Annotated in this window: 11 protein-coding genes; 1 reads left to right on the top strand and 10 read right to left on the bottom strand. The window is 58.1% G+C overall.

The window, feature by feature from the left end:
* Nucleotides 1–16 precede the first annotated feature (16 nt).
* Both uvrB and JK199_RS14555 read right to left on the bottom strand, forming a co-directional pair.
* Nucleotides 17–2,299, bottom strand: coding sequence for an excinuclease ABC subunit UvrB (gene uvrB / locus JK199_RS14560; RefSeq protein ID WP_212377236.1), 2,283 nt, complete (start codon nt 2,297–2,299; stop codon nt 17–19).
* Between the two features lie 119 nt (nt 2,300–2,418).
* Nucleotides 2,419–3,402 carry an aldo/keto reductase gene (locus tag JK199_RS14555; RefSeq protein WP_025827365.1) on the bottom strand — a complete coding sequence of 328 codons (984 nt, stop codon included), beginning with the start codon at nt 3,400–3,402 and terminating at the stop codon, nt 2,419–2,421.
* Nucleotides 3,403–3,604: 202 nt separating this feature from the next.
* On the opposite strand from JK199_RS14555, the gene JK199_RS14550 reads away from it, so the two are divergent.
* On the top strand, nt 3,605–4,087 hold the full coding sequence (locus JK199_RS14550; RefSeq protein ID WP_237388779.1) for an NUDIX hydrolase: 483 nt from the start codon (nt 3,605–3,607) through the stop codon (nt 4,085–4,087).
* Between the two features lie 156 nt (nt 4,088–4,243).
* On the opposite strand, the gene JK199_RS14545 is transcribed toward JK199_RS14550, so the two are convergent.
* From JK199_RS14545 to JK199_RS14510, 8 genes are all read right to left on the bottom strand, one after another.
* On the bottom strand, nt 4,244–7,183 hold the full coding sequence (locus tag JK199_RS14545) for a glycosyltransferase (protein ID WP_212377233.1): 2,940 nt from the start codon (nt 7,181–7,183) through the stop codon (nt 4,244–4,246).
* Between the two features lie 188 nt (nt 7,184–7,371).
* Entirely contained in the window at nt 7,372–7,887 is a 516-nt protein-coding gene (locus tag JK199_RS14540) for a disulfide bond formation protein B (RefSeq protein WP_212358621.1), read from the bottom strand.
* Nucleotides 7,884–9,230, bottom strand: a complete 1,347-nt coding sequence (locus JK199_RS14535) for an alpha,alpha-trehalose-phosphate synthase (UDP-forming) (RefSeq protein ID WP_086655978.1) — start codon at nt 9,228–9,230, stop codon at nt 7,884–7,886. Before JK199_RS14535 ends, JK199_RS14540 begins: the two co-directional genes overlap by 4 nt.
* Nucleotides 9,231–9,233: 3 nt before the next feature.
* On the bottom strand, nt 9,234–9,977 hold the full coding sequence (gene otsB / locus JK199_RS14530; RefSeq protein ID WP_212377229.1) for a trehalose-phosphatase: 744 nt from the start codon (nt 9,975–9,977) through the stop codon (nt 9,234–9,236).
* 154 nt (nt 9,978–10,131) lie between these two features.
* Nucleotides 10,132–10,728, bottom strand: coding sequence for a DUF2155 domain-containing protein (locus JK199_RS14525; protein ID WP_212377227.1), 597 nt, complete (start codon nt 10,726–10,728; stop codon nt 10,132–10,134).
* 2 nt (nt 10,729–10,730) lie between these two features.
* Nucleotides 10,731–10,949, bottom strand: a complete 219-nt coding sequence (locus tag JK199_RS14520) for a hypothetical protein (protein ID WP_086655979.1) — start codon at nt 10,947–10,949, stop codon at nt 10,731–10,733.
* Between the two features lie 45 nt (nt 10,950–10,994).
* Nucleotides 10,995–11,543 carry an outer membrane lipid asymmetry maintenance protein MlaD gene (mlaD, locus tag JK199_RS14515; protein WP_025827354.1) on the bottom strand — a complete coding sequence of 183 codons (549 nt, stop codon included), beginning with the start codon at nt 11,541–11,543 and terminating at the stop codon, nt 10,995–10,997.
* 55 nt (nt 11,544–11,598) lie between these two features.
* A complete protein-coding gene (locus JK199_RS14510; RefSeq protein WP_212377223.1) occupies nt 11,599–11,967 on the bottom strand; it encodes an NADH-ubiquinone oxidoreductase subunit NDUFA12 family protein in 369 nt (122 codons plus the stop codon).
* Nucleotides 11,968–12,122: the final 155 nt, after the last annotated feature.

Below are 12,122 nucleotides of genomic sequence, written 5' to 3'. Positions count from 1 at the left end.
CCCCCCCCCTTTCTCCTTAACTCCGGCTGCGCCCTCGTTTAGGTTTGGGTTCATATCCGCCGCCGCCCGGCCCCAGCGGGCGTGGCACCTGATCCTTTTTTGCCTTGCGCCGCGCTCCAGTTTTTTGCCCGGCGGTTGAAGAGGGTGCCGGAGGCGCATCCAGCCCCAGTTGCAAGGCTTCCAGCCGCTTGATTTCATCCCGCAGGCGGCCTGCTGTTTCAAATTCCAGATCGGCCGCGGCTTCACGCATCCGCTTTTCCAGCCCGGCAATCGCCGTATCCAGATCCTGCCCGACAAATTCAGCAACACCCGTATCTTCATCCGGTGCGACAGTCACATAATCCTGCTCAAACACGGAGGAGACAATGGCACCAATATTCTTGCGCACACTTTGCGGCGTAATGCCGTGCGCCTCGTTCCACGCCATCTGCTTTTCACGCCGGCGGGCTGTTTCCTCCACCGCGTATTGCAAAGAGTCCGTCATTTTATCCGCATAAAGCAGCACCCGCCCTTCCACGTTACGGGCAGCACGGCCAATGGTCTGGATCAGAGAAGTACGGGAGCGCAGGAAACCTTCCTTATCCGCATCCAGAATGGCAACCAGCGAACATTCCGGAATATCCAGCCCCTCACGCAGCAGGTTGATGCCTATCAGCACGTCAAACGCGCCAATCCGCAGGTCCCGGATAATCTCAATCCGCTCCAGCGTATCTACATCGGAATGGAGATACCGCACCTTGATGCCAGCTTCGTGCAGATAGTCGGTCAGATCTTCCGCCATGCGCTTGGTGAGGGTTGTCACCAGCACACGGCCACCCTTGGCAACCGTCGCCCGACATTCCGCCAGAAGATCATCCACCTGATGCTCCACGGGGCGAATATCCGTCACCGGATCAATCAGGCCGGTCGGGCGAATAACCTGCTCGGCAAACACGCCGCCTGTCCGTTCCATTTCCCACGGGCCGGGTGTGGCGCTGACAAAGAGACTTTGCGGACGGAACTTGTCCCACTCCGCAAAATTCAGCGGGCGGTTATCAAGGCAGGAGGGCAGACGGAACCCAAACTCGGCCAGAATAGATTTCCGCGCGTTATCGCCGCGCTCCATGCCGCCAATCTGCGGCACCGTAACATGGCTTTCATCCACAATCAGCAAGGCATCTTCAGGCAGATATTCAAACAGGGTCGGTGGCGGATCACCCGCTTTGCGGCCTGACAGATAGCGGGAATAGTTTTCAATCCCTTTGCACACACCAGTCGTTTCAATCATTTCCAGATCAAATGTCGTGCGCTGGTCCAGCCGCTCGGCCTCAAGTAGCTTGCCGTCCTTCGTAAACTTATCGAGTTGCTGACGAAGTTCCTGTTTGATCCCCACAATCGCCTGCTGCAAAGTCGGGCGTGGCGTAACGTAATGGCTGTTGGCGTAAATAGTAATTTCCTGAAGATCAGCCGTCTTTTCACCCGTCAGCGGATCAAACTCGATAATTCCGTCAATCTCATCCCCAAACAGGGAAACACGCCAGGCCCGGTCTTCATTCTGCACCGGGAAAATATCAACCGTCTCCCCGCGCACCCGGAAGGTGCCACGGGTAAAGGCTGCATCATTGCGGCGGTATTGCAGTTCGACCAGTCCCCGCACCAGACGGTCCCGGTCAATCTCCCCGCCCAGTTCCAGCTTGACGACCATGCGGGAATACGTTTCGACCGAGCCGATACCGTAAATGCAGGAGACAGACGCCACGATAATCACATCGTTCCGCTCCAGCAGCGCCTGCGTGGCGGCGTGACGCATCCGGTCAATCTGTTCGTTAATCTGGCTGTCTTTTTCAATATAGGTATCAGACCGGGGCACATAGGCTTCCGGCTGATAGTAGTCATAGTAGCTGACAAAATACTCAACTGCGTTATTCGGGAAAAACTGTTTCATTTCCCCGTAAAGCTGTGCGGCCAGTGTTTTGTTAGGGGCGAGAATAAGGGTTGGTTTCTGGGTGGCCTCAATCACCTTCGCCATGGTGAAGGTTTTACCAGACCCGGTAACCCCCAGCAGGACCTGATCACGCTCATTCGCCTCAATTCCTTTAAGGAGATCGGCAATCGCCTGTGGCTGGTCGCCTGCCGGTTCGTATTCCGAGACCACTTCCATGCGCCGCAGCTTGGGCCGCGCCGCCTGACGGTCAGGCTCAAACGTGACAGCCGGGAGACTGGCCGCACGCTCGCTCAGCGTGCCTCGTTTTTTACCACGGGCAGCCGCCGGAGCGGAGGAAGAACGAGACGCGGAATCGGGAGCGGTGCGGGATGCCATAGGCCTCAACATGGTGTGCGAACCGGTTTGCTGCAAGCCTGCGTGCGTCAGACCGTTCCCGGCGGTATCCGCGCCAGCGCTACGCTGCCGGATACCGCCCGAGCCTTCAAAAAAAAGGGTCAGCTTCTGGCGGACGGTGCCATAAACTCTGGCCCCACAGGGTCAGAAATGTCACGTGTCAGAATGGCGTCAATGGCCTTCATATCCGCCTCATCCAGCGTCCAGCCAAAAGCTTCATCCACCCCGGTAATCTGCTCGGGCTTTCTGGCACCCCAGAGCGCAATGGTCGGTCCACGGTCCAGAACCCAGCGAATGGCAAGGGCCAGCATGCTCTTGCCATGCTTGTCCGCAATGGCCTTCAGATCATCCACCGCTTTCAGATACTGGCCAAAGCGCGGCTGCTGGAATTTAGGGTCGCTTTTGCGCAGATCATCGCCTTCAAACTTGCGGTCCGCCGTCATGCGGCCGGACAGCAGGCCACGGCACAGCGGCCCGTAGGCCAGCACAACCAAATTGTTTTTAATGGCGTAAGGCAGAACGTCTTTTTCAATCTCACGCTCAAACAGATTGTAGGGCGGCTGGATTGTGGCGAGAGGCGCAAACTTCCGGAATTCATCCATTTGCTCCGGCGAGAAATTACTGACACCCAGCGCGCGCACCTTGCCGTCCTTCACCAGTTTTTCCAGCGCGCGGGCCGTTTCTTCCAGCGGTGTTTTGGGGTCAGGCCAGTGCACCTGATACAGGTCAATATGGTCCGTCCGCAGGCGGCGCAGAGAGTCTTCAATCTCCTGCGCAATCCGCGCCGGGCGGCTATCACGGAACACTTTGCCGTCCTGCCAGTTCAGCGCCACCTTGGTCGCCAGAATGACTTTGTCCCGCTTGCCTTCCAGCGCGCGGCCAATCACCTCTTCTGAATGACCGAACCCATAAACCGGAGCCGTATCAATGACGTTGATGCCCAGTTCGAGTGCCTTATCAATGGTTTTTGCAGCATTCACATCATCCGGGCCACCCCACATGGACCCACCAATAGCCCATGTTCCAAGCGCAATGCGGGATGCAGGCTTGGCAAGACCCGGGATGGAAAGGGTTTCTGCTGTCATGATCAGACACTCCTCGTAACGTCATAAAAAAACTGTCCGCCAGACTGGCCACGCGCCGGACCCTGCCTGACAGAAGACATCTGTTTTAAACGCAGCACGCCCCACCTGTTGCATTACACATGCGAAAGGCGGGCATGTGCCTGACGGGATGCGCACCATAAACCGCATAAACCCGGCGCAACGCCCCGCAGAATGCTTGACCATGACCAGAAAATTTTTGCATTTTCTGAGCATGACTTCTGCATCTCCCCCTCTTATGCCGCGCGTGGGCGTTCTGGCTCTTGTGCGGCATGGCCGTAATGTTGTGCTGGTGCGTCGGGCCAATGCGCCTGACGCCGGCCTGTGGGGCTTTCCCGGCGGGCGGGTGGAAGCCGGAGAAACCCTGTTTCAGGCCGCGGAGCGTGAATTACGGGAAGAAACCGGACTGAACGCACGCGCCCTGCAAACTGTTGATGTTTTTGACAGCATCCACCGCACACCAGAGGGCACACTGGCCTTCCATTACGTGATTATTGCTGTTCTGTGTGAGGAAACGGCCCGGCACCCCACAGCACCCCACGCCGCAGATGATGCCCTTGAGGCCCGCTGGTTTTCTTATGAAGACGTGCAGGCTCTTGGCCCCAAAGCCTGCGCCCGGCTGTTTGAACTGACGCAGAAAATTATTCCGCCCCGTCAGGCCGAATAAACGCACGAGTACACATTCTGTGAAAAGAAAGAACTGATTTTCCGGTCAGGCCAGCACGCAAGGCCTGTAAAATCCGGCAGGTTTTGTGAGAGGCCACAGAATGGCCTGTCTCTCACAAAACCCCCGGATCAGTCTTTGAAAACCGTAAACCGCTTTTTATGAAAAGCTGAGAATATTCTTTAGCTGTTCGAGATATATCTCGCGAGAGTGTTCCTCTCGCACCCGGGCAAGCTCATGCTCACGGATGCTCTCCCACAGCACCTTATCTTCATACAGCCGGACAACAGCATCCGCGAATGCCTGCGGGTCCGTCGTGCTGACACTCAGCATGTCCTCACCCGGTGTCCAGCCCACCTGCTCACACAGGATGGAGGAGGCCACAATGGGCAGACCATGCGCCGCGGCCTCGTGAATTTTGTAGGGAATACCGGCAGCAAATCGCGTCGGGGCCACAAAAATCCGGTGGCTGTCATACACCGGGCCAACGGCGGCAACGCGCCCCAGCAGGTTCACGCGCGGATTTTTTGCCAGCAGAGAGAGATCAACTCTGGGGCTGATGTAGCCACACACAGTAAATTTCACATCCGAGGGCAGACGCCCTTCCAGCCGCGGCAGGACCTCACTGCTAAACCATGCAAGGGAATCCACATTGGGGGAATCTGCATCATGCATCGCGCCGAGGAAGAGAATATCACGCCGCGCGTCCCACCCCGGACTATAGGGCAACGGCTTTTGCATATGGCCCAGAACCCCAACATTCGGGAAGCCGTTCTTCTTCAGAATCTCAGCATCCTTTTTGTTCACAGCAACAATTTTCTCTGCCATGAACAAATGACGGAATTCGTGCTTCAGCATTTCATCAACGGTCTGCTCCGGCGCACCTGTGCCGCGCAGAAGGTGCTTCTGGTGCTCACGCGGCGCCGCCACAGCCTCGGTATCAATAATTACGGCATGGGATGAAATGGCATCCGCACACTGCATCAGCACCGGTGCCAGACGGTCCGCATTATGGGTGCGGGCAATCCACACAAGATCATAATATCCGGCACGGGATTTAATGAAGTCTTCCAGTTCCGGCAGTTCCCGGTCCCAGATCACCTCAGCGCGGTCGGGGAAGGCACTGCAAATTTCTTCCATCGGTTCTGTAGGCCGGTAAACCGGATACACCGTGACATGATACCCCAGATCAATCATGCTCCGGATGACGTCATTAGACCGCGTAAAGCCTGACCCGAGGAACCGGTACGGCAGCCGGTCTTCAATAAACAAAATCCGCTTCTGTCGCGTGGCGGAAGAGCGTGCCCGCACCAGCAGACGCTCATGGAACAGATTTTTCTGCCGCAGATAGGCACCGTGCTTCCTGCGGAAAGTTTCCTGATTGCGCGCAATCATGGAAGCACCGCTGATAAAGCCGGACGTGCCATATTCATAATGAATAACCACAATCGACGGGTCATACACCACGTCCGACCCGGCCTCATGAATACGGAGGCACAGATCTGTTTCCTCAAAATAGGCCGGGGCATAATCGGTATCAAAACCACCCAGCTCTTTGAGCAGAGTGGTTCTGACCAGCAGGAACGCGCCGGAGCAGAAATCAACCGAGCGCACAAAATTGGCTTCCGGCACATCCGGCCGCCTGTCCCTCAGATAGCCGCAGACAGACCCGTCACGCCAGACAATGCTGCCAGCTTCCTGCAACATCCCGTTGGTACGGACCAGCTTGGCTCCCACGGCCCCCGTCTGCGGCTCATTGCGCAGGCGCGCGAGTGCATTGCCCACAGCACCCGGCATCAGCTCCAGATCATTATTCAGATAGAGCGTGAAAGGGCCACGCACTTTTTCAAGCGCTGCGTTACAGCCCAGCAGAAAACCGATATTACCCGGAAAGCGGATCACTTCCAGACCGCGCACATGCTGTTCAATCGTGCGCATTCCGTCAGTAGAGCCGGAATCCACCACAATAACCTGCATTGGCCCATTATAATTGGCCCGTAGAGACGCAAGCGCGCTCAGCGTCATGGCAAAATGGTTGTGCGCGATAATAATGACGGTCAGATCAGGATATTCATACGTAAAATCCAGCGTCTGATTGAGCAGCAGCGGCATCCGGATCCGGCACATCTCATGATAGAGCTTTTTGGAAATATGCTCGCTTTCCTGCTGGAAGGCCGCATTATCCTCAACCTTACCACCATGCGCGATGTAGTGTGCGAACGCGTCCGGATAATCCCCGCGACTGACTTCCTGCTGCACCGCCGGGTTGCGGTAATACCCTTCCAGATCCACGGTGGAGAGCGGCTTACGCAGTTCATGCACCCCGTATTTCAGGAAATGCTCAAAGAAGTTCCGGAAATTTCCGTTTTCAACAGCGCCCGACACATCGTTATTGATGCTGCCGTAAAACTCTTCTGAAAAATACGGGTCCGGGTTGAAAAGTGTTGGCGTTTTATTGGCCAGATAATGGTGCAGGGCGGACGTCCATTCCCCGGCGTCCAGTTCCTTCCGCACCTGCGGGTACGTTTCCAGATACCATTCCGGGTCAAAATACCAAGAAAGTCTGTGGCCATACCCCGTGACGGGCGTTGTGGCCCGCACACACTGGGAATAAGGCCCCAGTTCGGTGGTGGTGGGCTGGCCGCCTTTCAGATAGGCATTGGGGTCGAAAAACCATGACCCGCTGCTATACTGGAAATCCCCGATATTCAGATAATGGTCATACCCGTTCCGGAAGCCCTCTTCCGCAAGGCTGACGTCAGACACGTCCTGACGCCGCTTCAGATAATAGCTTTCATCAAACAGCCAGTGCGGATTGTGGGAGGCAAAGCCCTTCTGGCAATAATGCTCAAACCCTGAGCGGAACTCCCCCCGGATAATCTGTTCCGCCACGCCGGGGTATTTGCTCAGATACCAGTCTTCATCAAAATAAGGGTTGGGTGAGTGTTTAAGCCCCACCCCTTCTTTCTGATAAAAATCCTGAACATCCGCATCTGTTTGAATGTTCAGGAATGTCAGAAGCTCTGAATATTTTTCTTTATACCAGACACAGTCAAATACGCTCCAGTCGAGCTTCTTTTCGTTATCATATGTCGTCATAAAAAATTCCCGGGGCTTCCTGTTAGGCTATGGCTCTATATTTTAACGGAGCCTGCCAGCAGGCCCCGCGTTGCTTGCCTAAATGCTATCACAGGATCAGAACCGGGAACAGAAAACCGTGAGGCGCACAGACTGAAAATGCCTGTGCCCAAACCTCAGCGCGCGCCGGTTCCGCGCAGAGGCGGAATTTAGTAAAAAATTCTGCGGGCGGTGTGGCTCACACGGTAGCGCCAGACGCCAAAGACCCCCAGCACAGCCGCCGCATACAGCCCGCCCATGACAGACATGGATAACGGCAGGCCGGGCAGGAGATAAGTTGGCGCGTCACACGGTTTAGACGGCAGAAGCGGCATGGACGCCAGACGTTCCGCCATGGTTGTGCCCGTAATATGAGGCGCATGGCATCCGGGGAGCGGGCTTTGCCACCAGCCCCACTCCACACCGGCATGGCAGAACGCCAGCCCCACGGAGGCCAGCAGGGTTGGCACACACAGCCACAGCACCGGACCGCCCGCAGCGCCGGGCAGCAGAATATCCACCAGACCAATGAGAATCAGGACACGCCAGGGCCAGCGCTCAACCAGACATAATTCACACGGCATGATGTGGAGCACATGCTCCACCCACCACGCCACACCCAGCGCCACGGCCCCGGCCAGCGCAAGGAAGAGCCCCATTTTTCTGGCAGGTAATGCTGATCTCACGCGGTACGCGCCTTTCCCAGAGCCTGAATAAAGTCACGCGCCCACGTAACAGCCGTCACCCGCCAGACATCCGGCTCCAGATGATCCCAGCGGGCGCGCCGCTCTCCATCCGGCATGGTCAGGGCTTTATGCAGGGCGTCCGCAATCTCATCCGCATCGTGCGGGTTGACCATCAGGGCCGCCTCCATATCAGGTGCCGCTCCTGCAAAATGGGAGAGGATCAGCACACCGGGATTAGCCTTGTTCTGCGCCGCCACATATTCCTTGGCCACCAGATTCATGCCATCCCGCAGGGGCGTCACAAGGGCTGCGTCCGCAAGGCGGTAAAAACTGGCCAGCAGCGCGCGTGGCACAGGGTGAGTCAGATACCGGATGGGCGTCCAGTCAAAATCCCCATAGGTGCCGTTAATCCGCCCGGCGGCTTCATCCAGTTCCCGCCGCAAGGCGCGATATTCCGGCACATTGCCACGGGAGACCGGGGTTACCTGAAGGTACACCACCTTGCCCCGATGCTCCGGGTAGCGTTCCAGAAAGACCTCATACCCCCGGAACCGCTCCGGCAGGCCTTTGGAATAGTCCAGCCGGTCCACCCCGATAATAAAGGGCTTTCCGCGCAGGCTTTCCTTCAGGCGCTGAACATCCGGGTTGCTCAGCCCTTCTTCCGCCTGCTTTGCAAAACTGTCCGGGTCAATCCCGATGGGGAAGACCTCAGCCTTTGCCTCCACCCCGACAATAGCAAACCCGTCATTCATGTTCCGTGCATCGTCCTCAGTCTGCACGCCGATCACATCATACGCCTGCATGGTGCGCAGCAGAGTATCCGCATCCGGCAGAGCGCGCATCAGACTCCATGGCGGGAACGGGATATGCAGGAAGAACCCGATCGGCGCGGTAACACCCAGATCCCGCAACGCCTGCCCCAGCGGGAACAGGTGATAATCATGGATCCAGATCATATCGCCCGGCTGCAAAAGGGGCAGCAATTTACGGGCAAACAGCGCGTTGACGTTCTGATAGACTGTCTGGTCCTTGCGCTCATAATCCATCAGGCCAGCGCGGTAATGGCAGAGCGGCCACAGGATGCCGTTGGAATATTTCTGGTAAAATCCGTCATATTCCGCGTGTGTCAGGTCGATTGTCGCGTAGGTGACGTTCTCAACCTTATCGACACTCACCTCCGGGTCATGCCCGTCTTCTTCAGGGACCTGCTGGCCTGACCAGCCAAACCACAGGCAGCTCCCCTCCTTCAGCGCCGCGCGGAGGGCCACCGCCAGCCCACCGGCAGGCTGCAACCGGTCCCGCGGTGCGGGCACTCGGTTGGAGACAACAACGAGACGCCCCATTGCTCAGCCCTTCCCTTCAACCAGCGAGGCCAGCCAGGCCCGAAACGCCGTAGGGTTTGGAAAATCCGTCGGAATACGCAGGCCGACACCCCCAAGGCGCCTTGCTGCGGCCATGCCATCTTCATCCGTGACATCATCCCCGACAAAAACGGGTTTGCGACCTGTAAACGGCGCGGACTTCATCAGCATGCTGACGGCATACCCTTTATCCACCCCGGCTGCCCGGATTTCCCACGCCATTTTTGCCGTCTGAACTTCAAAGGTGCCGTTGGTGCCCTTGACCCAGCTTTCGGCTGCCTGACGCAACGCGGCTCCGGCTTCCGGCACGGCACGGTAATGCAGAACAAAGCCGCCGGGCTTGTGCTCAAGCCGCGCACCCGGCCACCCCGCAACAAGCTCCCGTGCCTCGGCAAACCATGACTGCGGAACCTGCGGGAGGGCCGCGCGCTCAACCGGGCCACCGGGGCGATGCCGCACGGCAATGCCATGCTCGCCCGCCACGGCAAACGGGATATCTCCCAGAAAATGGTCAATCTGATCAATCGAGCGGCCCGACACAATGGCCAGCGCATCTCCACAGGCCGCACGCAGGCGGCGCAGGGTTTCCGGCAACCCCTCCGGCACCACAACAGAGTCTGGCGTCGGAGCAATATCGACCAGAGTGCCGTCAAAATCTAAAAGGAACGCTGCCTGATCCAGAGAGGGAACCTGAAAGCGAAAGTCCTGACTGGAAGAAGAACTGATCACGTAAACCTCTCTCGTTTTGCCGCAGGACCGTCCGGCCGGAAGCGGGCTGGCCCTGCGTTATGTCTCTGAACGATGCCTGAGCCGGAACGGCCAGACAACACCCCCAAAAGGCAAGACAGACCACACAGTCATAAACGATCAGGCCTGCCCGCCCTCAGTATTCTCCACCTGATTCAGGAGAGGCCGGGGGCGCATCCCCCGCAGGCGGCGCATCGGAACCGGGGGCACCCTGCGCAGGGGCGGACTTATCCTCCCCGGACGGTGCCAGCACAGGCACGGCTGGCGTGGGCAGAGGGGGTGCCATCGGGGCAACATCCGCCCCCTCACACCGCACCATCCGCACATCATAGACAGCGCTTTCAAACACACCCAGCCCCGGCTCCGCAGCCAGCATCCAGCCCTTGAATGTCGCACCATCGGGGTGCGTATCATGCAGTTCCAGCCAGCCTGCGGCATCGGGAGACAGCGTTTTAGGCCGCTCCAGACACCGGCCTGCGGTGATATCCAAACTCTTATAGTGCGCCGTGGTTCCCGCCGGGACCGAAATCACTTCCACATGCGCATCCAGCCGGTCCAGCACCCGCACAACCGCCGTGCCCTTCCCCTGCCACACGCCAGACCCGTAAACCGCGGGGGGAGCAAGGGGCGTGCCCACAGCCAGCGCCGCCGGTACTATGCCCAGACCGCCCGGCCCCGTCACAGTTACAGCCAGCAGGCTGCTCAGTGCAACCAGACGGGAAAAATGCTTCATGCTCATGCTTTCTTTCCCTGATGCGGAGATGTGAGGGAGGCGACAAGATCCGTCAGGCGGGCGCGCATTCCCTGCTCGCTCACGCCCATCAGCACAGCGTCCTCAAAGGCATCGCGCAGGATATCCTGCACTTCCAGCCAGTTTTCATCCAGCACACGCAGTTTTTCCTGACAGGAGACGGGCTGCCCGTCCTCCTGCACCCATAATTTTTGACTTTCCATGCGGGAATCGTCCTCTTCAGGCCGCCAGCACCAGAGCGTGGCGTCTCATGGAAGATCCGCTTTACCGGCGTCCCCTGTGGCGGGCGCTTTTGCGCCTGCCGCGTCTTTGTTGGCGCGGGTCAGCGTATCGGTAACTGAGAAAATAAATTTGCTGAGCAACTGTTCCAGACTGATGGAGCCCTGCGTCTCACTGATGGTCGCATCAGGCGCCATCGTATGGTCATCCCCACCGGGAGACAGGGCGATATATTTTCCACCCAGAAGGCTGTCACTGGTGATGATGGCCGCACTGTCCGTCGGCAGTTTGATATCCGGCCGCACGGTAAAGGTCACTTCCGCCTTGTAGGTTGCCGGGTTGACGTGTTCCGACACCACCTGCCCGACGGTCACCCCGGCAAGCCGCACATCCGAGCCAACGCCCAGACCATCAATATGGGAAAAACCGGCATGCAGCCGGTAGCCTGTGGTGTCGGTCTTGCGGCCTTCCCCCACCACAGCGGCAACAAGCATCAGCCCGAGCAGGCCGAGAACAAGAACACCCGTCAGCAGTTCAAGTGACGTGCGCCGGGGTTTTACTGCCGTTACTGAAGCCATGCGTCCTGTTTACTCCCTGTCTGGAGACATACCTTAGCAGGGAATGTGTTTCAGATCACGCCTCTGGAGACCAGGACTCATAATCTCCCGTCGCGGGGAGATGCTGGCCGGTTTTATAGGGGCTGCCCGCCGGGCGGTACGCTTGTGCCGTCCCGGTCAGGTTCGGCTGATGCGGCAGCTGCCATGGCTTGCGCTCTTCCTGCGGGATGGGCGCATCCATTGTATGATGCAGCCAGCCCCACCACTCCGCGGGCACGGCGGAAGGGTCTTCCCCCTTCAGGTAAATCACCCAGCGTTCGGGCCGGTCCACCCCGCCGCCACGCCGGGCCGGTCCTGTGGATTCGTAATAGCACCGGCCGTCACAATCCTTGCCAATAAGGCGACCTTTGCGGCGCGTATGCAGCCATGTTCCGAAGTTTGCCATGAGCCGGAGGATAGGACTCCACCACCCCGGCGGTCCATGATTTTTGCGGGCTGTGTGATCAACTCCACTCGATCAGAAACCGTGCGGCACGGGCAAAATCGCGCTGTGGAAAAGTTATCCCCCATATCCTCGTTATACCGGGCATTGTATACCGC

The sequence above is a fragment of the Acetobacter persici genome (assembly GCF_018256955.1).
In the GTDB taxonomy this organism is placed as follows: Bacteria; Pseudomonadota; Alphaproteobacteria; order Acetobacterales; family Acetobacteraceae; genus Acetobacter; species Acetobacter persici.
This window is presented reverse-complemented; position numbering and strand designations above follow the sequence as displayed.